31 protein-coding genes are annotated in these 23,039 nt (G+C 57.1%); 21 read left to right on the forward strand and 10 right to left on the reverse strand.

Going from position 1 to position 23,039, the window contains the following annotated elements; translation table 11 throughout:
• Positions 1–20 precede the first annotated feature (20 nt).
• Genes E3E27_RS07800 through E3E27_RS07810 form a run of 3 tightly spaced genes read left to right on the forward strand, consistent with a single transcriptional unit; the run spans position 21 to position 2,267 of the window.
• Positions 21–737: an RNA methyltransferase gene (locus E3E27_RS07800; RefSeq protein ID WP_167774146.1), complete on the forward strand. Its 717-nt coding sequence runs from the start codon at positions 21–23 to the stop codon at positions 735–737.
• On the forward strand, positions 724–1,260 hold the full coding sequence (gene otg, locus E3E27_RS07805) for a methylated-DNA--protein-cysteine methyltransferase (protein WP_167774147.1): 537 nt from the start codon (positions 724–726) through the stop codon (positions 1,258–1,260). The genes E3E27_RS07800 and otg overlap by 14 nt, the downstream gene beginning before the upstream one ends.
• Entirely contained in the window at positions 1,236–2,267 is a 1,032-nt protein-coding gene (locus E3E27_RS07810; protein ID WP_167774148.1) for a lipopolysaccharide assembly protein LapB, read from the forward strand. The genes otg and E3E27_RS07810 overlap by 25 nt, the downstream gene beginning before the upstream one ends.
• A 2-nt stretch (positions 2,268–2,269) precedes the next feature.
• Here E3E27_RS07810 and E3E27_RS07815 read toward each other — a convergent pair whose 3' ends face one another.
• Genes E3E27_RS07815 through E3E27_RS07825 form a run of 3 tightly spaced genes read right to left on the reverse strand, consistent with a single transcriptional unit; the run spans position 2,270 to position 3,114 of the window.
• On the reverse strand, positions 2,270–2,644 hold the full coding sequence (locus tag E3E27_RS07815; RefSeq protein ID WP_167774149.1) for a type II toxin-antitoxin system VapC family toxin: 375 nt from the start codon (positions 2,642–2,644) through the stop codon (positions 2,270–2,272).
• The gene (locus E3E27_RS07820) at positions 2,641–2,883 is read right to left on the reverse strand and encodes an AbrB/MazE/SpoVT family DNA-binding domain-containing protein (RefSeq protein ID WP_083830195.1); all 243 of its coding nucleotides are present in this window, start codon (positions 2,881–2,883) and stop codon (positions 2,641–2,643) included. Before E3E27_RS07820 ends, E3E27_RS07815 begins: the two co-directional genes overlap by 4 nt.
• Positions 2,884–2,934: 51 nt before the next feature.
• Complete coding sequence (locus tag E3E27_RS07825) at positions 2,935–3,114, reverse strand: 3-dehydroquinate synthase (RefSeq protein WP_167774107.1); 180 nt, start codon at positions 3,112–3,114, stop codon at positions 2,935–2,937.
• Between the two features lie 91 nt (positions 3,115–3,205).
• Between E3E27_RS07825 and E3E27_RS07830 the strand changes: the two genes are divergently transcribed.
• Positions 3,206–3,541, forward strand: a complete 336-nt coding sequence (locus tag E3E27_RS07830; protein ID WP_167774371.1) for a nascent polypeptide-associated complex protein — start codon at positions 3,206–3,208, stop codon at positions 3,539–3,541.
• Between the two features lie 3 nt (positions 3,542–3,544).
• Here E3E27_RS07830 and E3E27_RS07835 read toward each other — a convergent pair whose 3' ends face one another.
• Complete coding sequence (locus E3E27_RS07835; protein WP_014789084.1) at positions 3,545–3,904, reverse strand: carboxymuconolactone decarboxylase family protein; 360 nt, start codon at positions 3,902–3,904, stop codon at positions 3,545–3,547.
• A gap of 113 nt (positions 3,905–4,017) precedes the next feature.
• Between E3E27_RS07835 and hflX the strand changes: the two genes are divergently transcribed.
• Positions 4,018–5,325 carry a GTPase HflX gene (gene hflX, locus E3E27_RS07840; RefSeq protein ID WP_014789083.1) on the forward strand — a complete coding sequence of 436 codons (1,308 nt, stop codon included), beginning with the start codon at positions 4,018–4,020 and terminating at the stop codon, positions 5,323–5,325.
• Here hflX and E3E27_RS07845 read toward each other — a convergent pair.
• Entirely contained in the window at positions 5,281–6,243 is a 963-nt protein-coding gene (locus tag E3E27_RS07845; RefSeq protein ID WP_014789082.1) for an inorganic phosphate transporter, read from the reverse strand. The genes hflX and E3E27_RS07845 overlap by 45 nt on opposite strands.
• A 223-nt stretch (positions 6,244–6,466) precedes the next feature.
• Here E3E27_RS07845 and E3E27_RS07850 point away from each other — a divergent pair, with 223 nt between their 5' ends.
• The 13 genes from E3E27_RS07850 to E3E27_RS07910 all read left to right on the forward strand — a co-directional run bounded on the left by E3E27_RS07850 (position 6,467) and on the right by E3E27_RS07910 (position 18,330).
• The gene (locus E3E27_RS07850) at positions 6,467–7,024 is read left to right on the forward strand and encodes a pyruvate/ketoisovalerate ferredoxin oxidoreductase subunit gamma (protein ID WP_014789081.1); all 558 of its coding nucleotides are present in this window, start codon (positions 6,467–6,469) and stop codon (positions 7,022–7,024) included.
• A gap of 43 nt (positions 7,025–7,067) precedes the next feature.
• Positions 7,068–7,385: a 3-methyl-2-oxobutanoate dehydrogenase subunit delta gene (locus tag E3E27_RS07855; RefSeq protein WP_048152047.1), complete on the forward strand. Its 318-nt coding sequence runs from the start codon at positions 7,068–7,070 to the stop codon at positions 7,383–7,385.
• A 10-nt stretch (positions 7,386–7,395) separates the two neighbouring features.
• Entirely contained in the window at positions 7,396–8,583 is a 1,188-nt protein-coding gene (gene porA, locus E3E27_RS07860) for a pyruvate ferredoxin oxidoreductase (protein WP_167774150.1), read from the forward strand.
• 5 nt (positions 8,584–8,588) lie between these two features.
• Positions 8,589–9,524, forward strand: coding sequence for a 3-methyl-2-oxobutanoate dehydrogenase subunit beta (locus tag E3E27_RS07865; RefSeq protein WP_014789078.1), 936 nt, complete (start codon positions 8,589–8,591; stop codon positions 9,522–9,524).
• A 61-nt stretch (positions 9,525–9,585) separates the two neighbouring features.
• Positions 9,586–9,903, forward strand: coding sequence for a pyruvate synthase subunit PorD (gene porD / locus E3E27_RS07870; RefSeq protein WP_014789077.1), 318 nt, complete (start codon positions 9,586–9,588; stop codon positions 9,901–9,903).
• A gap of 11 nt (positions 9,904–9,914) precedes the next feature.
• The gene (gene porA, locus E3E27_RS07875) at positions 9,915–11,099 is read left to right on the forward strand and encodes a pyruvate synthase subunit PorA (protein ID WP_014789076.1); all 1,185 of its coding nucleotides are present in this window, start codon (positions 9,915–9,917) and stop codon (positions 11,097–11,099) included.
• A 10-nt stretch (positions 11,100–11,109) separates the two neighbouring features.
• Positions 11,110–12,105, forward strand: coding sequence for a pyruvate synthase subunit PorB (gene porB / locus E3E27_RS07880; RefSeq protein WP_014789075.1), 996 nt, complete (start codon positions 11,110–11,112; stop codon positions 12,103–12,105).
• Positions 12,106–12,259: 154 nt separating this feature from the next.
• The gene (locus E3E27_RS07885; RefSeq protein ID WP_167774151.1) at positions 12,260–12,955 is read left to right on the forward strand and encodes an FmdE family protein; all 696 of its coding nucleotides are present in this window, start codon (positions 12,260–12,262) and stop codon (positions 12,953–12,955) included.
• Between the two features lies 1 nt (position 12,956).
• Complete coding sequence (locus E3E27_RS07890) at positions 12,957–14,075, forward strand: iron ABC transporter substrate-binding protein (protein WP_167774152.1); 1,119 nt, start codon at positions 12,957–12,959, stop codon at positions 14,073–14,075.
• 5 nt (positions 14,076–14,080) lie between these two features.
• On the forward strand, positions 14,081–15,115 hold the full coding sequence (locus E3E27_RS07895) for an iron ABC transporter permease (RefSeq protein ID WP_014789072.1): 1,035 nt from the start codon (positions 14,081–14,083) through the stop codon (positions 15,113–15,115).
• A complete protein-coding gene (locus E3E27_RS07900) occupies positions 15,112–15,873 on the forward strand; it encodes an ABC transporter ATP-binding protein (protein WP_167774153.1) in 762 nt (253 codons plus the stop codon). Before E3E27_RS07895 ends, E3E27_RS07900 begins: the two co-directional genes overlap by 4 nt.
• Positions 15,874–15,942: 69 nt before the next feature.
• A complete protein-coding gene (locus tag E3E27_RS07905) occupies positions 15,943–16,830 on the forward strand; it encodes an Mrp/NBP35 family ATP-binding protein (RefSeq protein WP_167774372.1) in 888 nt (295 codons plus the stop codon).
• A gap of 132 nt (positions 16,831–16,962) precedes the next feature.
• Complete coding sequence (locus tag E3E27_RS07910) at positions 16,963–18,330, forward strand: hypothetical protein (RefSeq protein ID WP_167774154.1); 1,368 nt, start codon at positions 16,963–16,965, stop codon at positions 18,328–18,330.
• Here the strand turns inward: E3E27_RS07910 and E3E27_RS07915 are convergent.
• From E3E27_RS07915 to E3E27_RS07930, 4 genes are all read right to left on the reverse strand, one after another.
• Complete coding sequence (locus E3E27_RS07915; protein ID WP_167774155.1) at positions 18,314–19,048, reverse strand: DUF2110 family protein; 735 nt, start codon at positions 19,046–19,048, stop codon at positions 18,314–18,316. The two genes, E3E27_RS07910 and E3E27_RS07915, sit on opposite strands and share 17 nt — an antisense overlap.
• A 38-nt stretch (positions 19,049–19,086) precedes the next feature.
• Positions 19,087–19,626: a transcription factor E gene (tfe, locus tag E3E27_RS07920; protein ID WP_167774156.1), complete on the reverse strand. Its 540-nt coding sequence runs from the start codon at positions 19,624–19,626 to the stop codon at positions 19,087–19,089.
• 142 nt (positions 19,627–19,768) lie between these two features.
• Positions 19,769–20,056: a hypothetical protein gene (locus E3E27_RS07925; protein WP_048152043.1), complete on the reverse strand. Its 288-nt coding sequence runs from the start codon at positions 20,054–20,056 to the stop codon at positions 19,769–19,771.
• A 134-nt stretch (positions 20,057–20,190) separates the two neighbouring features.
• Positions 20,191–21,081, reverse strand: coding sequence for an ADP-dependent ribose-1-phosphate kinase (locus E3E27_RS07930; RefSeq protein WP_167774157.1), 891 nt, complete (start codon positions 21,079–21,081; stop codon positions 20,191–20,193).
• A 117-nt stretch (positions 21,082–21,198) separates the two neighbouring features.
• On the opposite strand from E3E27_RS07930, the gene E3E27_RS07935 reads away from it, so the two are divergent.
• Entirely contained in the window at positions 21,199–21,792 is a 594-nt protein-coding gene (locus E3E27_RS07935) for a hypothetical protein (RefSeq protein ID WP_014789064.1), read from the forward strand.
• Here the strand turns inward: E3E27_RS07935 and E3E27_RS07940 are convergent.
• The gene (locus tag E3E27_RS07940) at positions 21,782–22,057 is read right to left on the reverse strand and encodes an acylphosphatase (RefSeq protein WP_014789063.1); all 276 of its coding nucleotides are present in this window, start codon (positions 22,055–22,057) and stop codon (positions 21,782–21,784) included. The two genes, E3E27_RS07935 and E3E27_RS07940, sit on opposite strands and share 11 nt — an antisense overlap.
• Before the next feature lie 71 nt (positions 22,058–22,128).
• Between E3E27_RS07940 and cutA the strand changes: the two genes are divergently transcribed.
• Positions 22,129–22,440, forward strand: a complete 312-nt coding sequence (gene cutA, locus E3E27_RS07945; RefSeq protein WP_014789062.1) for a divalent-cation tolerance protein CutA — start codon at positions 22,129–22,131, stop codon at positions 22,438–22,440.
• Positions 22,437–23,024, forward strand: a complete 588-nt coding sequence (locus tag E3E27_RS07950; protein ID WP_167774158.1) for a DUF99 family protein — start codon at positions 22,437–22,439, stop codon at positions 23,022–23,024. The genes cutA and E3E27_RS07950 overlap by 4 nt, the downstream gene beginning before the upstream one ends.
• Positions 23,025–23,039 lie beyond the last annotated feature (15 nt).

A 23,039-nucleotide genomic window follows, 5' to 3' on the forward strand; every position in this document is an offset into this window, starting at 1 on the left:
AACACCTTAAATGCCTACCGATGATAAGCGTGGTTCTGGTGGAGCCGGAGGGGCCGGCGAACATAGGAATGATAGCGAGGACCATGAAGAACTTTGGATTTTCCAGCCTAGTGCTCGTGAACCCTAACCTAACGGAGGAAAGCTACAGCTATGCAGTCCACGCAAGGGACGTATTAGACAGGGCACTCCTGGTTGAGAACTTTGAGGAGGCGCTTGAGCTCTTCGATTTGGCCGTTGGAACAACGGGGAAGCCCGGAGGGAGGTTCATACCACACCGTGTTCCCCTCTATCCCTGGGAGCTGAGGGAGACGCTCGAAGGTTATCCCGGGAGGGTCGGCCTTTTCTTCGGCAGGGAGAGCATCGGGCTGAGAAACGATGAGCTGGAAAGGCTCGACTTCACCGTGACGGTTCCGACCAGCGAGGCCTACCCCGTGATGAACCTCGCACAGGCCGTCGCGGTTATCCTCTACGAGCTCTCAAAGGAAAGGCCGGAGGCGAAAGTTCGCTCCCTTGAACCTGCAACGAGGAGGGAGAAGGAGGAGTTAGCAAGGTCGTGGGAGAGACTCTTGGAAGCTCTCAACTACCCCAAGGATCCGGAGAGACGGGAGGTCTTCGCAAAGGTGTTTCAGCGCTTCGTGGGGAGGGCCGTTCTGTACGGGAGGGAGGTTCACACGCTTATAGGGCCGCTGAGAAAGGCCGCTATAAAGCTGGAGGAGTGCGGAGATGCTGAGCGTTGATGTCTTTGAGATGGCAGGCAGAAAAGTGTGGATAGGCGTGATCCACGAGAAAAAAATCCAGGGGATAACCTTCGCCCTCGACGGGGCGCAGTTCCGGGCGAACATCGAGCGCCTCTCGGACTTCCTGGAGAGAAGGGGCGTCGATGTCGATGCCAGTGATGGGGAGAGCGATTACCCCTCCCTCGTCCGGGACGTCATCGTCGGGAGGCTGGAAAACGAGGATCTTCTTCTGGAGCTTTCGTTCGAGGGCGTTACACCCTTTGAGAGGCGGGTTTACGAATGGCTCACGAAAAACGTTAAAAGAGGTAGCGTTATAACCTACGGTGGCCTTGCAGGGGCATTAAACACATCACCGCGGGCCATCGGCGGGGCGATGAGGCGGAACCCCTACCCGATAGTCGTTCCCTGCCACAGGGTCGTTGCCAGCGACGGCATCGGTCACTACACTCCGAGGCTGGAGGAGAAGGTTTTCCTGCTGGAAATCGAGGGGGTGAAAGAATGGACAAGCTCAAGGCGTACCTGATTGGATTCCTCATCGCTGTTATAGCCATAGCGGCCGGCATAGTCTGGTACGGCGGCTTCAAGCTGCTGCTCCAGGTGATACTCACCCTGGGTTTCCTGGGAGTTACGCTGATGCTGCTCTTCTTCACGGGACTTACCTTCTACGCCGAGAGCTGGAAGTATGGGACAATACTGGCAGTCTTCACGGCGATAAGCGGCTACGGCTTATACCTCAGCGCCACCTGGCAGAACCTCCAGGTGGTTGGTGGGATAATAGTCTTCTTCATCGCCATACTCGCCTTCGGCATCTGGTACATAAGCGAGCCCGATCTGAGCCTGACGGACCGCTTCCGCTCGGCTGAAAAGCTTGAAAAGATGGGTAAGTACAAAGCCGCGGCCAGAAAGTACGAGAAGGCCGGAAACTACCTGAAGGCGGCGGAGATGTACGAGAAGCTTGGCTGGATGGAGAGCGCCGCCTGGGCCTACGAGAAGGCCGGGAAGTACGAGAGGGCCGCGGAGATATACGAGGAGCTGTACGAGAAGGAGAGGGACACATACTACCTCAAGGAGGCCCACGAGTACTGGAAGAAGGCTGGAAACATGGAGAGGGCAGCTAAGGCCCTCGAGCGCTACGCCGAGGAGGAGCCCTGGTTCTGGGAGGACGTGGCAAAGCTCTACGAGGAGCTGGGCAACGAGGAGAAGGCCAGGGAGGCCTGGGAGAGGGCCTTGGAGTACTACCAGAAGGAAGCTCAGGAAGAGGGCGTCTTTTACGAGGACGTTGGCAACATAGCAAGGAAGCTCGGCAAGGAGGAGCTGGCGAGGGAAGCGTACCAGAAGTTCCTTGAATACTGCCTGAAGGAGGCCGAAAAAGACCCGATGTGGTGGAAGCACGTGGCGGAGGCCTACGAGTACCTCGGCGAGAGGGAGAAGGCGGAGGAAGCCAGAAAGAAGTACGAGGAGTACAGGGCAAAGATAATGAAGACCAACGAGGAGACCTCAAAGTTCCCGGAGGAGAAGAGAGAGACCTGAAGCTAAAATACTCTCTCTATGTCATCAATTTTGTCAAAGTCCCCGTCGTTTGAGAGTATCTTCTTCACCCCGTGCTTCCTCATCGTTGCGTAGTGAATCGCATCGTCGAAGTCAAGCTTCTCAATCCTTTCCGCTTCCATGAGAACTTCAGGTGTCAGTGGGACGACTCGAATCCCCAGTTCCGGAAGTATTTCCATGAGGTTAAATGTCCCCTTCCTGTTCAGCCTTCTGAGAAGTATGTAAAGCTGCCAGACGGTTAGTGATGAGGTTATCATTGAGCCATAATGTTCTTCCAGCAAATCGGTGGCCCTATCAGAGAACTCAGGGTTGTCAGTGAGGTGATAGTAAATCACGTTGACGTCAACGTAAACCCTCACAGCTCTCCCCTCAGGAGCTTTTCAGTTTCTTCCTTCACGATTTCGTCAATTTCCTCACCGGTGAGGTTTTCTCCCCGGAAAATTCCCCGGTATTTCATCAGCTTCTCCCTGACGGGGATCAGGATTATCCTGCCGTCCTTCTCCTCGACGTAGAACTCCCTGGAGCGGAGGTTTTTCCTGATGCTGGCAGGGAGGTAAACCCTCCCGTTGTCATCGAGTCTCACAACTTCCACTGTCATGGTAAAGATTGGGTTTTTGGAAAATAAATACTTTTTGGCAAACGCAATTCCCTAATACATCTCGCCCGCTTTCTCCAGTTCCTCCAGCTCTTTCGCTATTTCTCTCTCCTTTCTCTCCGCGTACCTCTCCAGCCACTCAAAGAAGAACTTTCCGGCGAGCAGGAGCAGGGCTACACTCAGAAACCCCACCATAATTTGAAAGTCCGTGGGAACGGCGCGGGGAAATTGCACTCTCCCACCCCCTCACCGGGTACGTCAAGGAGCCTAAAAACCTTGCCAACCTTTTTAAGACCCCCGGGCTACCTTCCAACAGGTGATAGCGATGATGGGAATGAACCCCCGGCAGATGAAGAAGCTCATGCGCCAGATGGGCATAAAAATGGAGGAGCTCGAGGGCGTTGAGGAGGTCATAATAAGGCTCGAGAACAAGGAGATAATCCTCAAGGACCCGGTGATAACGATAATAACCGCCCAGGGAGAGAAGAGCTACCAGATAGTGCCAGGAAAGGAAGAAGTAAGGGCGGTGGTCAGGGTCTCGGAAGAGGACATCAAGCTCGTCATGGAGCAGGCTGGCGTCGACTACGATACCGCAAAGAAGGCCCTCGAAGAGGCCGAAGGGGACCTGGCGGAGGCAATAATAAAGCTAACGGGGGGCTGAGCCTCAGCCCTCCCCGTGCTCCTTCTGGAAGGTTTCGATGGCCTTCATGAGTGGAATCAGGTGCATCAGGGCCGGACCACCGGCCATCAGAACCGCAACGAGGCCCGCCTCGAAGAGTTCCTCCGGCTTGGCGCCCGCTTCCAGAGCTTTCTGGGTGTGGAGGTAGATGCACCACTCACAGCCCTGGGCTATGCCGAGGGCGAGTGCGATAAGCTCCTTCTCACGCGTCGTCAGGGCCTTGTTATCTAGGGTCTCGCGCAGGAACCTTGAGAAGGCGGAAATCTCCTTGGGGTGCTGCTTGCCCAGCCTGTCAAGGAGTTCCTCAATCTCCTTAAGCTTGACATCAACGTCGTCGTAATCCATAGGGACCACCGCATATAGCTCGCTTTTGGAGTTTAAAGGCGTATCCCAAACTTCAGGTTGAAAACCGGCCGTTCCAAAAGACTATAAACCACCCCAGGAAGAAAATATGGCCGATGAAAGCAATAGGAGTAATAAGAAGATCCAGGCGCGACGGGGTGAGCAGGGAGGAGTTCGAGGAGCTTTTGAGGAGCGCGGGCTATGAAGTCCTCGCGATCCTCGAGCAGAACAGGGAGGAGCACCCGCGCTACAACATAGGAAAAGGAAAGCTCGAGGAGCTGAAGGAGCTCGTAAAGGAGCTCAAGCCAGATAAGGTTATCTTTGCCAACAGGCTGACGCCGAGCCAGGCCTACAACCTCTGGAAGGAGCTCCGCGTCGAGGTAATTGACCGGTGGCAGCTCGTCCTCGAGATTTTCGAAAAGCGGGCCCACTCAAAGGAGGCAAAGCTTCAAGTTGAGTTAGCCTCGCTCCAGTACGAGGTCCCCCTCGTGAAGGAAGCGATAAGGCGAATCAAGCTCGGCGACAGGGCAGGTTTTAAGGGAATGGGTGAGTATCAGACGCAGCAGTACCTCAAGCACATTCGCTATCGTATGGGGAAGATACGGAAGGAGCTTGAGAGGGTCAAGGCCGACAGGGAAGTTAAGCGGAAGCGCAGGGAAGAGGTGGGGTTCATTCTCATAGCCCTGGCCGGCTACACCAACGCGGGGAAATCGACCCTTCTCAACGCCCTCGCCGGGGAGGAGATAGAGGCCAGAAACCAGATGTTCACGACGCTTGACACGACAACGAGGCGCTTCAAGCTGGGGGGCAAGAGGGTTCTCGTCACTGACACGGTCGGCTTCATAGATGGCCTTCCACCGTTTATAGTCGAGGCATTTCACTCGACGCTGGAGGAGATAGTTAAGGCGGACATAATTCTGCTCGTCCTCGATGCCAGCGAGCCCTGGACCGAGATGAGGAGGAAGTTCCTGGCATCGCTCGGCGTTCTCAGGGAGCTGAAGGCCCTTGACAAGCCGATAATAGTGGTCCTCAACAAGAGGGATTTAACGAGCGAGGAGGACATAAGGGACAAAGCGGAGATTATGAAGGCCCTTGCCGAGGAGAGGGGGATAGGTTCGAATGTCGTCTCAATCTCGGCAAAGCTGGGCCAGCTTGAAGAGCTTTACGGCACCCTCGAGGAGGTTATCCTCACCCTGCCGAAGTACAAGGCCTTCGAGATAACCGTGGACGAGCCGGATAAGGTTCCCAGGGTGATGGCGCTCATAAACTCCATCGGCGAGATTCTGTCGGTCGAGTACGGCGAGAAAACTAGGATAAGGGCCTACGTGCAGACGGGAATGATAAAGGAGCTCACACGGCTCGGGGTTAGGATAGAGAGGCTAAACCAGCCCCACGAGGGAGAAGGCCTTGAAGATAGCGAGTGATATCACTATGGCCGTGAGCGGCGTCGCGACCCAGCCAAAGACTATGTCCCTTATGACGCCCCTCTCGACGCCCTCTCCTGCGAGCAGGCCCACGCCGATGACGCCCCCAACTATTGACTGGCTCGAGCTGACGGGAAGGCCGAAGAAGTTCGCCAGGCTGACAGCTATTGCCGAACCGAACTGGGCGGCGAATGCCGAAACGGGTCCGAGGGAAGTTATCTTCTTCCCGACGGTGTGCATCACCGCATAGCTGAACGTGAGAGCGCCGATGGAAAGCGCTATCGCCCCGAAGATTCCAGCAACCTTCGGCTCCATGAAGCCGGCACCGACCAGAGGGCCGGAGGCGTTGGCAACTTCGTTCGTCCCGAAGTTGAAGGCCATGTAGGAGCCGCCGAGTATGGCCAGGGCCTTGTAGAGGGCCTCAATCGTCGAGACGCTTTTTATCTTGGAAACCACCCAGCCGTAGAATCTGAAGAGGAATATGGCAAGAATCCCCGACAGCACCGGTGAGACGACCCAGGCGGCGGCTATTTTACCGAGAGTGTACCAGTTCACTGGGGCGTGGGTGGCGAGGCCCACTCCTATAACCCCTCCAACTATCGCCTGGGTTGTGGAGACAGGAAGGCCCTTCACGGTGGCTATCGTCACCCAAACGCCCGCGGCGAGGAGCGCTATGACCGCCATCTCCATTGTTAGGTACCCCTCCGGGACTATGCCTTTCCCAACGGTCTTCATGACCTTGTAACCCCGGAGGTATGCCCCCATCAGGACAAATATCGCTATCGTAAGCGTGGCCTGGCGGAAGCTCAGTATTCCAGCCCCGACAGCAGTCCCCATAGCGTTGGCAGAGTCGTTTGAGCCTATGTTCCAGGCAATGTAAAACGCCACTGCTATCGCCGCTACCGCCAGGCCCTCCATTTTAACCACCACTATATAGTCTATATACCAGCCTGTAGTTTATGGATTTAAAAATTTAGCGGGCGAACTTTTTTCGGGAAACAATGCGCTCTTTTTACCATTGGCGACTGACAACGTTCACGCCTACCCAAAGACACCTGCCGAAGGGAGATTAAGCCAATACCGAAACTTAAATAAATGCGTTGAATGAATAAAGTTTGACAAACTTAAGGAGGCAGAGAAGATGATCGAGATTCGTTTTCACGGTAGGGGTGGACAGGGTGCCGTTACCGCCGCCAACATACTAGCCTCAGCCGCTTTCCTTGAGGGCAAGTACGTCCAGGCGTTCCCGTTCTTCGGTGTCGAGAGGCGTGGAGCGCCGGTTACAGCGTTCACCAGGATCGACGAGAGGCCGATAAGGATAAAGACCCAGATATACGAGCCCGACATAGTGGTCGTCCTCGACCCGAGCCTTCTCGACACCGTTGACGTCACCGCAGGTCTCAAGGACGACGGAATCGTCATCGTCAACACAGAGAAGAGCAAGGAAGAGGTTCTCGAGAAGCTCAAGAAGAAGCCGGCCAAGCTGGCCCTCGTCGATGCCACCACCATAGCCCTCGACGTCCTTGGCCTTCCAATTACCAACACCGCAATCCTCGGTGCGGTCGCAAAGGCCACCGGCGTCGTCACCCTCGAGCACGTCCAGAAGGCCATTCAGGACGTCTTCTCCGGATCCCTCGGCGAGAAGAACGCCAAGGCCGCAGAGGAAGCATTCAACAAGACTACCGTTTACGAGCTCTAATCTTCTTTCCTATCCTTTAACCCCGAACAAGGTGGTGATAAGGTTGAACACGCTGTTTGGTGAAAAGAAGGAAGGGGCCACCAAAATCGTCCTCACCCGGGTGGACGAGTACCCGGAGGCCCCGATTAGCCTGGGCACCACGCTCAGCAACTTCACCGGCGACTGGAGGACGTTCATACCCGTCGTCGATGATGACAAGTGCGTTAAGTGCTACATCTGCTGGAAATTCTGCCCCGAGCCGGCTATATACATACGCGAGGACGGCTACGTCGGGATAGACTACGACTACTGTAAGGGCTGCGGTATCTGTGCGAACGAGTGCCCGACCAAGGCCATAACGATGGAAAAAGAGGAGAAGTGAGGTGTTGGTTATGGAGTACAAGCCCATTAGAAAGGTCGTGAGCGGCAACTACGCGGCCGCTTACGCCGTTAAACACGCCCGCGTTGAGGTCGTCGCGGCTTACCCCATCACCCCCCAGACCAGCATCATCGAGAAGATAGCCGAGTTCCTCGCCAACGGAGAGATAGAGGGGCTTGAGTACGTACCGGTCGAGAGCGAGCACTCAGCCATGGCCGCCTGTATAGGAGCGAGCGCGACCGGCGCCAGGGCTTTCACCGCCACCTCCGCCCAGGGTCTCGCTCTCATGCACGAGATGCTACACTGGGCGGCTGGAGCGAGGCTGCCGATAGTCATGGTCGATGTGAACCGTGCCATGGCTCCCCCCTGGAGCGTCTGGGACGACCAGACCGACAGTTTGGCGCAGAGGGACACCGGCTGGATGCAGTTCTACGCGGAGAACAACCAAGAGGTCTACGACGGTGTGCTGATGGCATTCAAGATAGCCGAGACCGTGAACCTCCCCGCGATGGTTGTCGAGAGTGCCTTCATACTGAGCCACACCTACGACGTTGTCGAGATGATCCCACAGGAGCTGGTCGATGAGTTCCTTCCGCCAAGGAAGCCGCTCTACACGCTCACCGACTTCGACAACCCCGTTGCTGTAGGTGCCCTTGGTGGCCCCAACGACTACTACGAGTTCCGCTACAAGATAGCCAAGGCTATGGAAGATGCCAAGAAGGTCATTCACGAGGTTGGAAAAGAGTTCGGCGAGCGCTTTGGAAGGGACTACAGCCAGATGATAGAGCTATACAGGACTGACGACGCAGACTTCGTCTTCATGGGTATGGGTTCACTCATGGGAACCGTCAAGCAGGCGGTCGATGTTCTCCGCGATGAGGGCTACAAGGTCGGCGCCGCGAAGGTCCGCTGGTTCAGGCCCTTCCCGAAGGAGGAGCTTTACGAGCTCGCCAAGAATGTTGAAGGCATAGCCGTCCTCGACAGGAACTTCTCCTTCGGCCAGGAGGGCATACTCTTCAACGAGGCCAAGGGAGCGCTCTACAACACCAATGCAAAGCCGCTCATGAAGAACTACATAGTCGGCCTCGGAGGAAGGGACTTCACCGTCAGCGACGTCAGGAAGATAGCCGAGAACATGAAGGCCATCATCGAGAAGGGAGAGCTAGATGTAGAGGTGGACTGGTACCACCTTAAGAGGTGAGAACGATGGAGATTCCCGAGAACGTTAAGAAGAGGTTGAGCATACCGGCGGAAGAGCACTTCTACGCCGGCCACACGGCCTGCCAGGGCTGTGGCGCTTCCCTCGGACTCCGCTATGTCCTCAAAGCTTACGGGAAGAAGACGATATTCGCCATTCCTGCGTGCTGTTCAACCATCATCGCTGGCCCCTGGCCGTACAGCGCGCTCAACGCCAATCTGTTCCACACGGCCTTTGAAACCACCGGTGCCGTTATAGGTGGTATTGAGGCGGCCCTCAAGGCCAAGGGATACAAGGTCAAGGGCGAGGACGGAATAATGGTCGTCGGCTGGGCCGGCGACGGAGGAACCGCCGACATAGGACTCCAAGCCCTGAGCGGCTTCCTCGAGAGGGGTCACGATGCGGTTTACATAATGTACGACAACGAGGCCTACATGAACACCGGAATCCAGAGGTCAGGTTCGACCCCATACGGTGCCTGGACCACCAACACCCCTGGCGGAAAGAAGCACTTCCTCGAGAAGAGGCACAAGAAGAAGGTCATCGACATAGTCATAGCCCACGAGATACCCTACGCCGCCACCGCAAGCGTCGCCTATCCGGAGGACTTCATAAGGAAGCTCAAGAAGGCCCAGAAGATCCCTGGACCGAGCTTCATCCAGCTCTTCGCGCCGTGCCCGACCGGCTGGCGCTCACCGACCGACAAGAGCATCGAGCTCGCGAGGCTCGCGGTTCAGACGGCCTACTTCCCGCTCTTCGAGTACGAGAACGGAAAGTACAAGATCAACATGCCGAGCACCAAGAAGGAGCCGAAACCGATAGAGGAGTTCCTCAAGTACCAGGGCAGGTTTAAGTACATGACCAAGGAGGACATTGAGATCCTCCAGCAGTGGGTCCTCCACGAGTGGGAGAAGCTCAAGAAGCTCGCCGAGGTCTTCGGCTGAGCTTTCCATCTTTACCCCAAGGTTTAAGTTTCCATCTGATAATTCACCCGAGGTGATAAGCATGGCCGAGAGTCCGTTTAAGGCCGACATCGAGAGGGTTCAGAAGGAGTATAGCGAAAAGATGACCCCGGGAGCGATAGCCACCATTCCGGGGAGCAGCGTGATAAACAAGACCGGTTCCTGGAGAGTTTTTATGCCCGAGTTCAACAGGGACAAGTGCGTCCGCTGCTACCTCTGCTACATCTACTGCCCGGAGCCGGCCATCTACCTCGACGAGGAGAACTATCCGGTCTTTGACTTCGACTACTGCAAGGGCTGTGGGATATGTGCCAACGAGTGCCCGACCGATGCCATAATAATGGTTAGGGAGACCAAGTGAGGTGGTGAAAGATGCCGATGAGAAAGGTTATGAAGGCCAACGAAGCCGCCGCCTGGGCGGCCAAGCTCGCCAAGCCGAAGGTCATAGCGGCCTTCCCGATTACCCCATCGACCCTCGTCCCCGAGAAGATAAGCGAGTTCGTCGCAGATGGAGAGCTCGATGCCGAGTTCATCAAGGTCGAGAGCGAGCACTCAGCGATTTCAGCCTGTGTCGGTGCCTCGGCGGCTGGAGTCAGAACCTTCACCGCCACAGCTTCACAGGGTCTGGCTCTGATGCACGAGATACTCTTCATTGCCGCAGGAATGCGCCTTCCGATAGTCATCGCCGTTGGAAACAGGGCCTTGAGCGCCCCGATCAACATCTGGAACGACTGGCAGGACACCATCAGCGAGCGCGACACCGGCTGGCTCCAGTTCTACGCGGAGAACAACCAGGAGGCCCTTGACCTGATCCTCATAGCCTTCAAGGTTGCCGAGGACGAGCGCGTCCTCCTCCCTGCCATGGTCGGCTTCGACGCGTTCATACTCACCCACACCGTCGAGCCGGTCGAGATTCCCGACCAGGAGCTCGTTGACGAGTTCCTCGGCGAGTACGAGCCCAAGCACGCCTACCTCGACCCGACCAGGCCTATAACCCAGGGCACCCTCGCCTTCCCGGCCCACTACATGGAGGCCCGCTACACAGTCTGGCAGGCCAACGAGAACGCCAGGAAGGTCATCGATGAGGTCTTTGAGGAGTTCGAGAAGCGCTTTGGTAGAAAGTACCAGAAGATAGAGGAGTACCGCACCGACGACGCGGAAATAATCTTCGTCACGATGGGATCCTTGGCTGGAACCCTCAAGGAGTACATCGACCACCTCCGCGAGAAGGGCATCAAGGCCGGTGCTGCCAAGCTCACAGTTTACAGGCCGTTCCCGATCGAGGAGGTAAGGGAGCTCGCAAAGAAGGCGAAGGTTCTCGCGCTCCTCGAGAAGAACGTCACCTTCAGCGTCGGCGGAGCCCTCTTCCAGGACTTCAGCAGGGCGCTCATCAACGAGAGCGAGAAGCCGAAGATCGTTGACTTCATCCTCGGACTCGGTGGCAGAGATGTCACCTTCAAGGACCTCGACGAGGCACTCGCGATTGCCCAGAAGGCCCTCAACGGAGAAGAGTTTAACGAGGTCAATTGGATCGGCCTGAGAAAGGAACTGCTGTGAGGTGAGGAAAATGGCCGTTAGGAAGCCCCCCGTTACCACTCGCGAGTACTGGGCACCCGGGCATGCAGCCTGTGCAGGCTGTGGGTGTGCCACCGCTCTGAGGCTCGCCACCAAGGCCTTCAGCGAGGCCATGGAGGAGAAGTATGGTGACCCGAACGCCTTCGCCATAGCCCAGGCCACGGGCTGTATGGAGGTCGTTTCAGCAGTCTTCCCCTACACCGCCTGGAAGGCCCCGTGGGTTCACGTGGCCTTTGAGAACGCTGCAGCGGTTGCGAGCGGTGTCGAAGCAGCGTGGAAGAAGCTCGGAAGGAAGGGCAAGATACTGGCTATAGGCGGTGACGGTGGTACCGCCGACATCGGTATGCAGGCCCTCAGCGGTATGCTTGAGCGCTGGCACAACGTGGTTTACCTCATGTACGACAACGAGGCCTACATGAACACTGGAATCCAGCGCTCTAGCTCAACCCCCTACGGTGCCTGGACCACCACCAGCCCGCCGGGCAAGCTCTCCATCGGTGAGGACAAGCCCAAGAAGTGGGTCGCGCTTATAGCTGCCGCCCACCAGATCCCGTACGTTGCAACGGCTAGCATAGGCAACCCCTTTGACTTCGTCAAGAAGATGAAGAAGGCCGCCAAGGTCGATGGCCCGGCATTCGTCCAGGTTCAGTGTACTTGCCCAACCGGCTGGAAGAGCCCGCTCGAGAAGGGCGTCGAGATCGCCCGCCTAGCTATAGAGACCGGTGTCTGGCCGCTCTTCGAGATCGAGAACGGCGACTTCCACAACATCAAGATACAGAGCCCAGGAGGAGGAGCGAAGGTCAAGCGCGAGGGCGGTCGCGTAGTCGCCATAGAGTTCAAGAAGCCCATCGAGGAGTACCTTAAACTGCAGGGCAGGTTCAAGCACCTCTTCAAGCAGCCGGAAGCCATCGATGTTATGCGCGAGCAGATCAAGGCCATGTGGAAGGTTCTCGGCGTCGACGTCACCCTCCCGAAGCCGGAGGAGTGAACCTCCTTCCGTTTCGATTCTTTTCTTAGAAAGACCTCCCAGACTACCATTAGGAGTCCGGTTCTCACGGTGCAGGTTATCAACCTTTCGTTGATAACACCAAGATTAAAAAATTGTTAAAAATCGTGCTACTCAACCCCAAATTGGTGATACAATGCTCACGCTCAACAGGCTGGTGGCGGAGGGAAACGCGGAGGGGATACTCGAATACGCCAGGGAGTTCCACGGTCACGTCTGCCCGTACCTCGCCCTCGGGATAAGGGCGTCATTGATAGCCATGGAGGAGCTGGGGGTGGGCAGGCTGGATCATTCCTCAAGTGTCGATGAGTCCCTACTCGCGATAGTCGAAATCAACAGCTGCTTCACCGACGGCGTTCAGGTGGCGACAGGCTGTACGCTGGGCAACAACTCGCTCATCTACCTCGACCTCGGAAAAACCGCCCTCACCCTCGTCAAGCGCTCCACCTGGGAGGGGGTCAGGGTTTACGCAGACGCGGAGAGGCTGAGGAAGTACTATCCCCCCGGAACAACCGAGCTCTTCAATAGGGTTGTCCGGGAGCGCAAGGGGAGTGCGGAGGAGCGAAAGCGCCTCTGGGAGCTCTGGGAAGAGGTTGCAAAAGCCATGCTTCACCTCCCGAGGGACGAATTCAAGATCAAGCGCGTAAGGGTTCCCCCGATTGAGCAGGCGCCGATAGTGGAGAGCGTCCGCTGCGCGAAGTGCGGGGAGCTGGTCATGGAAACGAGAGCGGTTCACGTGAACGGCGAACCGCTGTGCCTCCGCTGTGCCGGAGAGGCCTATCTGGCCGTGGTCGGGCGGGGAATAGTGGAGATCGAGCGGAGGGGGTGCTGAGATGAGGAAGTTCATCGCGCTGATCCTCATTTTTGTGGTGGTTCTCGCCAGCGGCTGCACCGGAAGCGGTGCCAATTCCGAAAACGGAAACGCCACCCTAACGGTCACCGATGCCCTCGGAAGGAGCGTGGAGGTGCCGAAGAACGTTGAGAGAGTTATAGCAGTTGGTCCCGGTGCGCTCAGGTTAATAGTCTATCTCAACGCGAGCGACATGGTGGTTGGCGTCGAGGACTTCGAGAAGCGCTACTCCTTCGGGAGGCCGTACATAATGGCCCACCCGGAGCTCAAAGACCTCCCGAGCGTCGGACCCGGCGGGCCGGGGAAACTGCCCGACTTCGAGGCCATCGTGAAGCTCAGGCCGGACGTGATTTTCATCACCTACGTGGACGGAAAAACGGCCGACGAGATAGAGGAGAAGACGGGAATTCCAGTCGTGGTGCTCAGCTACGGAAGCCTGGGAACCTTTGATGACGAGGAGCTGTTCGCTTCCATAGAGCTCGCCGGCAGGATACTCGGAAGGGAGGAGAGGGCCAGGGATATCACGGAGTTCATAAAGTCGATCCAGGAGGACCTGATGAACCGGACGAAAGGCGTCGAGCCGAAGAGGGTCTACGTCGGAGGTATAGGCTACAAGGGTGCCCACGGGATAGAGAGCACTGAGGCAGGCTATCCGCCGTTCAGAGCGGTTAACGCCGAAAACGTAGCCGACGAGCTCGGAGAAGGTCACAAGTCCATAGACAAGGAGATGCTCCTCGAGTGGCAGCCGGACTACATATTCATCGACGAGGGCGGCCTCAAGCTGGTTCTCTATGACTACTCCAGGAACCCGGACTTCTACGGCTCGCTGAGGGCCGTGAAGGAAGGCAACCTCTACGGCCTGCTCCCCTACAACTTCTACACCACGAACATAGGAACCGCCCTGGCCGACGCGTACTTCATAGGCAAGGTGCTCTACCCCGAGCGCTTCCGCGACGTTGATCCCGAGGAGAAGGCCGACGAGATATACACGTTCCTCGTCGGAAAGCCCGTCTACGAAGCCATGAAGGAACAGTTCGGGGGCTTCGGAAGGATAGACCTCTCCAACGGGACCGTCAAGTACTCACTACCGACCTCACCGTGATGGACATGGATTACAGGGACTACGTGGCCAGAAGGGTCTTCATGGGCTTCCTCCTCCTTCTTTCCATCGTTCTGGTCAGCCTACACTCCCTCTCTCACGGGGCCTACCACCTGACGGTTGGGGAAGTCGTTGATGCCCTCCTCGGCGGCGGAACGGATAGTACTAGGCTCATCGTTTGGAACATAAGGCTACCGAGAATAGTCGCGGGTCTTTTGGTCGGTGCCTCCCTGGCCATAGCCGGCGCTGTCATGCAGGGCTTCCTCAGAAACCCCCTGGCGACTCCCTTCACGATGGGCGTCTCCCACGGTGCCATGTTCGGGGCATCGCTGGCCATACTCCTCGGCGCAGGCTACGCCGAAAGTTCCGGAAGGATTTCACTCGACAACCCTTACGCCGTCGTCCTCTTCGCTTTCATCGGAGCCATAAGCGCCACCGCGGTGATCCTGACACTTGCAAGGCTCAGGGGGCTTAGCCCGGAGGCAATAATCCTGGCCGGTGTGGCTATGAGCTCGCTCTTCGTCGCCATGACGACCCTCGTACAGTACTTCGCCGACGAGCTCCAGCTCGCCGCGATGGTATACTGGAGCTTCGGAGACCTCGGACGGGCCACCTGGAGGGAGGACGCGATAATGTTCCTGACATTCGCACCTGTTTTCACGTACTTCCTTCTGAGACGCTGGGACCTGAACGCCTCCGCGGTGGGGGACGAGGTGGCGAAGAGCGTCGGGGTGGAGGTGGAAAGGATCCGCCTCGTCTCGACGTTCCTGGCGGCGCTGATAACGGCAGTGAGCGTTGCCTTCGTCGGAGTAATAGGCTTTGTAGGCCTCATAGCACCCCATGCAGTTAGGCTGATCGCCGGAGGCGACTACCGCTTCCTGATTCCACTCTCGGCCCTCACGGGCGCGCTCTTGCTCGTGACCGCTGACACTCTCGCGAGGCTCATCATCTCCCCCGCGGTGCTCCCTGTGGGCATAGTGACCTCATTCCTCGGCGCCCCGGCGTTCATCTACCTCCTGGTGAGAATGGAGGGCCGGAGATGAAGGCGGTGGAGGCTGAGAACCTGAGGTTCTCCTACGACGAGCGGGAAGTTCTCAGGGGGGTGAGCCTGAGGATTGAGACGGGTGAATTTGTTGCCGTCCTTGGACCGAACGGGGCAGGCAAGAGCACCCTAGTGAAGTGCATCGCAGGAATCCTGGAATGCGGTGGGGTCGAGGTCTTTGGAAAGCCGATCGGCGAGTACTCGAGGAACGAGCTGGCCAGGATACTCGCTTACGTTCCCCAGAGGACAGAGCCAGGCTTTATGACGGTCTTTGACACGGTTCTCCTCGGCAGAAGGCCGTACATGGGGCTCAGGCCGTCCAGGAGGGACATCGAGGCTGTCGAAAGGGCCCTCAAAAGACTGGGGATATGGGACCTGACCCCCAGGAGAACGAGGGGCCTCAGCGGAGGAGAGCTCCAGAAGGTGAACATAGCGAGGGCCCTCGCGCAGGAGCCGCGAGTACTAATAATGGACGAGCCTACCAACAACCTGGACGTTAAAAGTCAGCTCGAGGTTATGCAGCTCGCGAAGGAGCTCTCGAGGGAGGGAAAAACCGTTATCACCGTGATGCACGACGTGAACCTAGCCCTCCGCTTTGCCAGGAGGTTCATCTTCATGAAGGACGGAAAAATAATCGCTGACGGAGGTTTTAATGTTCTCAGCGAAGAGCTCTTCCGCGAGGTCTACGGTGTGAACGTAGCGATGGGGGAGGTCAGGGGCGTTCCAACGGTGGTCCCACTCTTGGATACCCAAATCTGAGTAACATTGTCAAGTTTTGGGACAAAGCTTTTAAGCCCCTTAGGCCAACCTAAGCCGGAGGTGGAGGAAATGACGATAAAGGCTCCCACGCTCAACATAGGCGGCCTCGGTGCCGACCCGCTCACCCAGAGGATAAAGGAGAAGCAGGAGAAGTGGACCTACAAGGTGGCCGTCCTCAGCGGTAAGGGCGGCGTTGGAAAGAGCACCGTCGCGGTCAATCTCGCCGCAGCCCTTGCCAAGAAGGGCTACTTCGTTGGAATACTCGACGCGGACATACACGGACCGAACGTCGCCAAGATGCTCGGCGTGGACAAGGCGGAGGTTCTGGCCGAGAAGCTCGAGGACGGCAGGTTCGAAATGATACCTCCGATGAACGACTTCCTTGGCCAGACGACCCCGATAAAGGTCATGAGCATGGGCTTCCTCGTCCCGGAGGATCAGCCGATAATCTGGCGCGGTTCTCTTGTAACAAAGGCCATCAAGCAGCTCCTCGGCGACGTCAAGTGGGGTTCCCTAGACTTCATGATAATCGACTTCCCCCCGGGAACTGGCGACGAGATACTCACCGTGACCCAGAGTCTACAGCTCGATGCGGCGGTTATAGTCACCACTCCCCAGGAGGTTGCCTTGCTCGACACCGGAAAGGCTGTAAACATGATGAAGAAGATGGAGGTTCCCTACATAGCGGTCGTCGAGAACATGAGCTACCTCATATGCCCGCACTGCGGCAACGAGATCGACCTCTTCGGAAAGGGTGGGGGCAAAAAGCTCGCCGAGAAGGAGGGTGTGGATTTCCTTGGAGAAGTGCCGATAGACCTCAAGGCCAGGGAAGCCAGCGACGCGGGAATACCGATAGTCCTCTACGAGGACACGCCCGCGGCCAAGGCATTCATGGAAATAGCGGAAAAGCTCGCGAAGAAGCTCGAAGAGATGAAAGGAGAGAAAACGGAGGAGTAAACCATTTAAGTATTTCCCCTCAACTTTTTACGGCGCGGCTCAGGCCGGCGGAAGCCGATGCGATGGGGCCGCGCTGGGCCGGGCTACATTAAATTTTTAACCACTTCTGGGTATCCACTCGGGAGGGAGAGCATGAGAAAGGCCCCAGTTCTGATGGCGCTCGTTTTCCTGCTGATGGTTCCCCTCGCCTCCGCCGCCGGGGTAACGTACTATCCCGACCGGGAGGCGTTCCAGGCCTTTCTCTCCTCGGACTCAACCTACACCGTCGTTCCGGGCAACGACACCTGGGCCAGGGCCTGGGCCTACTACGTCGATGAAAAGCTCTACACCATCAAGGCCCACGGAAATGATACCCTCGTTCTCGTCGGAAACGTCTACAACAACCGCCTCATCGCCTCCCTCTGGAATCAAACCGGCCTTCCCGCCAACGCTTCCCTTCTGCCGTCCATCGTCGTGCTCAACAACACCGTCCTCATAACGGGCTCCGAGGACAACATATACCTAACCGAGAGGGCCTTCGAGGGGCTGTGGAACCCGCCCAGGAGCTCGGCCATAGCCTTCCTCTCCCTGACCTTCGGAATGATGCTGGCTTTCCTCGCCCTTCTCAGCAGGGACGACAGCCACGCGGGGAGGTTCTACGCCCTTGCCGCTTCCCTGTTCCTGCTGTGGTACCTGACTGCAGAACGGCCGAAGTTCACCCATGGATTCCTGGCGCAACTTCTCTCGGCCCTCGAGTTCACGGCAGGCTCCCCTCCTGACTCCCCCATCAGCGCCATAATGGGGGCCGTCTTCACCGTGGTTCCACCCATAGAGGAGAACGTGGTCTTTATCCACTGGCTCCTGATACTCGTTATCATGTCCTTCTCCTTCTACCTGGCCCCGAAGAGATCCCGCGAGCTGGGCTTCCTCGTCTTCGGCCTTACCTTCGTGGCCCCAATGTTCAGGAACGGGTTCAGCGAGATAAACGGAGCAACGCTCGGGCTGGCGGGGTTCATAATAGCCCTGGCCATAGTCAGCAACGTGACCTTTTCGCCGGAGAAGTGGAAGGCCCTCCTCCAGACGGGGGTGCTGTCAATCTTCACGCTCCTGGCGATAGCAATAAACCCCTACCTCGTTCTCATGCCGGTAGCCTTCGTCCTGACGTTCCCCAAGAGGTACCTGCGGAACTACGCCTACCTGCTGATGACGGGTGCGGGGGTTTTCCTCCTCTACACGGCCTTCGGGCTGTCCCTCAACATTCCCTCAAGCCTGCCCCCCAGCGCGGTTTCATACGCGAAGAACTTCCTGATGAACAGCTCCCTGGCCCTCACCACGGGCGTGTATGCCCTCTGGAATAGAAAAAAGGGAATCACGATGAGGGGAACGACGGCGTTCCTCCTGCTGATGACGGTGATCTACACCCCCATGGCACTCTTCGCGCCCTCGCTGTTCCCCTACTGCTTCGTCCTGCTGTCTGCCCTCGCTGTGAGGCTTCTCCACGGGCTCACTCCTCGAGCTTGATGGCACCTATCACGGTACCCTTCAGGTGTGGACCTATCTCCTTGATTATGCCAGGCGCCTGGGTGCCCTTCTTGAGTATCAGAAGCGTCTCCATCAGGCCCAGCTCTTCTATGCGCTTCACGTCCCTTCCGTGGCCCGTCCTGATGAGGGCCTTTTCCACGTTCTCGCTCACGGTTCCGGCTATGAAGAGCTTGTCGTGGCCGTCGTTGAGCCAGGAGTTTATCCTCTTCAGCTGGGCATCGCTGAAGGCCAACTCGACCTCCCTCGCGCCGAACTCAACGTCCGTCACCACGACCTCAACGGGCAGGTTGTCCACCCACCCCATCTTCGCTATCAGCTCCCTGACTGGAATCTCGCCGAAGGCCCTCTTGAGGTAGTAGAGGGGCAGGAGGGCGTCCTTGGGGCGAGGACGGAATATTCCGATGTCCACGTAGGCGCCGTAACCAACTTTGCCGAGGTCTATGAAGCGGCCCCGGTAGGTTTTCCCCTCTTCGACGTTCTTCAGGCTGTATGGAACCTCGCCGAACTCCTCCCTTACGAGGTTCGCACTTATCTCCTCGTCCTCGCCGCTCAGAGACACCTTAACCCAGTTCTTCTTAACAGTGGAGAGCTTCCACTCGACCTCGAGGTCGCCAAGAAGGGCCCTCAGCTTCCTGTCGAGCTTTAAAAAGCCGCTCCTGTCGCCGTAAACTTTCTCCAGAATAACCACTTCTTCCATCTTCACCATCCCCGAAGTTCATTAAAGGAGAAGGCCATTCAGTTGGACTTCCTCTTCCTGGGCTTCTTCCTGAGGCCCAGCTCAATCTCAAGCTCCTCGATGCGCTTCTTTAGCTCCTCGACGACCGCCGTGTTGTCGTACTGCATGAGCATGGCCCCGCAGATGGGGCACTGGAACTCGTACTCCATAGCCTCGTCGAAGGTGAGCTTGGGGTGTCCGGGGGTGCCGCAGTGGTAGTAAATCTCGCTCGTTTCCTCCTCAAGCATCTCCTTGAGCTTCTTGAGTTCGGCCATCTTTCTGGAACGAATTATCTCCGGAAGGCGCTTGGTCTCAAGGCGCCAGTAGTAGTAATACCAGCCGGTTTCCTTGTCCCTTATCCTCTTGAACTCAGCCAGTCCCTGGTCGTAGAGCATGTAGAGAACCTTCCTCACCGTATTAACGCGTATCTCCGTCATCTCGGCCAGTTCCTCGTCGGTGGCTTCCTTCTTCTTCTCGAGGGCTTTGATTACCTCAACGGCCTCCTCACCGCCCATGTCCATTGCAAGCTCGAGTAGCTCCTTGTTCTTCCTCCTTGCCACAGTAACGACCTCCAGAGAATATTCGACCCCCTGACTTCACGCCCACAGAGCTGTCCAATACCAAACTATGTGGCCTGGACTATATATAGGTTTTTGTCATATTTCCAACCACAATGAACAGAAAAGAGCATCGAATGGAAGTTTACTCGGTGAAGTACTCGTCGAGAAGTTCCTTCGCGGAGGGCTTGTAAAGTTCCAGGACCTCGATGTGCTCTATAACGTTCCCCTCACGGAGCTGGAGCTTCACCTTCCCACCGTAAACCTGAAGGTCATCGAGCATGCCGTAGATAGCGTCTTCCGCCTCCAGGGGCGTCTTGAACTTCATTATGTACTCCTCACCCTCCGATAGAATGAGCTTGACCCAGTACTCGTTCTTCCTCTTGAAGGGGCGGGTGATTTTGGGCTTGAAATTGTCGATTATGATTTCCAAGAGCGTCACCTCCGGCCTAAGGACTTTTGGTACCTCTAAAGCTTTTAGGGCACGACCTTTTAAGGGTTTCTTAAAGGGAGGCTTAAAGGGGGTACATCGGGCGGTATTTAAAAGTTATGAAGGACGGGAAAACCTCACCGCCCGTTGAACGGAAGTTCAAGACCAACCTCCCCGGCCCTTCTGATGACCTCTTCAAGGGGCACTATCGCGCTCCTTGCCCCAACCTTCTGAACGGTGAGGTAAGCCAGGAGCATTCCCAGCCGGGCCGCGTCCTCGAGGCTCCACCCACTGAGGACGCCGTAGATAACGCCCGCGTCGAAGGAATCCCCCGCACCGGTTGAATCCACGACCTCGGCGCTTAGACCCCTGACCTCGCTGATCCTCCCGCTTTCGTCCCTCACCAGGGCACCGCCCCCGTTGAGGGTCACCACGAGGTTTCTGGCCGAGGAGAGCGAGAGGTCGAGGGAGCCAAACTTCCTCCGGTACTCGTCCTCGTTCATCATCAGGTAATCAACTTTCTCCTCGATCTCCTTTGGCAGGGCCGCTTCACCTATGTCGAGCGAAACGGTTATCCCATTCTCGCTCGCGAATGCCACGACCTCCTCTATCGTCTCCGGCGGGTTGGAGGAGAGGTGAACGTGCCTCGTCCTGGCCAGGTAATCGAAGTCCACACCCTTCATCAGGTTGGCGCCGGGGTACTTCACTATCCTCTTGTCCTCCCCACGTATCATCGCTATTGCAACGCCAGAGGGAGCATCGACGACCCTGATTCCGCCGGTGTCCACTCCAATGCTCCTGAAGTACTCCAGGTGGGCGTTTCCTATCTCGTCCCTTCCAACCGCACCGATGTAGCCGGTTTTAAGGCCGAAGTGAGCGAGCCAGCTTATAGTGTTCGCCGCCGCCCCGCCTAGACCGAAGAAAGCCTCCCTCGCGTTCACCTTCTCGTGGAACTCCGGAAATCTGTCGAGGAGCATTATTATGTCGTAGTTCAGGTTCCCTATTCCCACCACATCAAACCTGGCCATCTTCCTCACCTCCAGTCCCTAAACAGAAAGCTGGGACCGAATCGTTAATAACCTTGCGCACGAGGGAAAGATTTAAATATCCATTCCTACTCATATATGGGTAAGAGGTGGACAAAAATGATGCTCATACTCGAGGCCTACTTCAAGAACTATCCCGCCAGGAGGAAGGTCGCGGAGTTCCTGTTCGAGAACGGCCTAAGCGTGAAGAACGGCAAGATCTACCTCAGGGACGTCGAAGTTCCAATAAGCGAGCTGGCGCGGATAATCGGCGTGAACAGAAAGATAGTCTATCACACCATAGAGTACATCGAGAAGACCTACCCGCTCAAGCTGATCTTCGAGAAGCTCAATCCCCTCCCCAGCCTCATCGACGTCGCCCCACTGATGGGGTGGGAGGTCCTCGAGATAGAGCTGGAGAAGGACAAGTACCTTCGGGGCTTTTCAGAAGTCCTGGGTCTGCTCCACGAGAACGGGGTTCCTGTTATGGAGGTGTTCAGCAGGAACCTCCGCGAGGAGCCAAGCAAGCTCTACATAGTCATCGACGGCACCCTACCAGTCGAGGTCTTCGTGAAGGTAAAAGAAATGGACGGGTTCAGGAAGCTAATACTCCACACGCCCGAGAAGGATAAGGAGAAGTACGTCTGCAACTACTGCGAGGTCAAGTACTGTCCCAAGAGAGTTCTAATGGAGCGCTTCGCCGCTACCCAGTGACCCTGAACCCCTCAAGTCCCTCCGGCTCCTCCCATTTTACCTCGACCCTCGTCACCCTGGCGAGTGCCGGTCCCTGGTGCGCCCAGCCTATCAGTGCTTCAACCCTTTCCTCGTCGCCCTCGATGACGGCCTCAACAGTCCCGTCGGGCAGGTTTCTAACCCACCCTGCCAGACCGAGCTTCCTCGCCTCCCGCTGCAGGCTCCACCGAAAACCAACTCCCTGGACGCGCCCGTGAATTCTGAGGTGAGCCCTCACCCTTCCCATACCACACCCCGTGCATAGTACTCCCACAACCGATTTAAGCTTATCCGTCGAGTTTGAACGGGGGTGAGGGCATGGAGATGATAATGGTGTACACTACCTTCCCGAACTGGGAGAGCGCCGAGAAAACCGTTAAGGAGCTCCTCGAGAGAAAACTCATCGCCTGCGCCAACCTGAGGGAGCACAGGGCGTTCTACTGGTGGGACGGAAAGATAGAGGAGGACACGGAGGTGGGAGCACTTCTCAAGACGACCGTGGAGAAGTGGAAAGAGCTAAAGGAGGCGATAAAGGAGTTGCACCCCTACACCGTCCCGGTCATCGCGCGCATAGATGTGGACAGGGTCAATGAAGAGTACGCCGAGTGGCTTGAGAAGGTGCTCCCATGATACGGAAGGTGAAGCCCCAGATCAGGACAGCCGGTTTCGACGACGGAACCTTCTCCTTTTCCTCAAAGCTCGAACGGGACAAAACGATCCTGATAGGGGTGGTGATGAAGGGCTCCCAGGAGGTCGTGGGCGTTCTTTCCCGATGGATAACGGTGGACGGCACCGACGTGACGGAAGAGATGATAGACGCCATCAGCTCCTCACGCTTCAAGGATCTCAGGGTGATCCTCCTGAAGGGCATAACCTACGCGGGCTTCAACGTGGTGAACCTGGAGAAGCTCCACCGGGAAACCGGTCTGCCGGTGGTGGTCGTCGTCCGGAAGAGGCCGGACCTCGGGGCGATGGAGGCCGCTCTCAGGAAACACTTCCCCGACGCGGAGGAGAGGCTCAGGCTTCTTAAAAAGGCCCCCCCGCTGGTTGAGGTGATACCCGAAAAGCTCTACTTCCAGGCCGTCGGAGTGGACGAGAAGACCGCGGCTGAGATAATCCGGGCTACCACCAGGACCGGCCTGAATCCCGAACCGCTCCGCCTCGCCCACATGATAGCCAGCGCCGTCATGACCGGCGAGAGCAGGAGGGAGTAGATTTATAAGCCAAAA

Source organism: Thermococcus sp. MV11 (assembly GCF_012027285.1).
In the GTDB taxonomy this organism is placed as follows: domain Archaea; phylum Methanobacteriota_B; class Thermococci; order Thermococcales; family Thermococcaceae; genus Thermococcus; species Thermococcus cleftensis.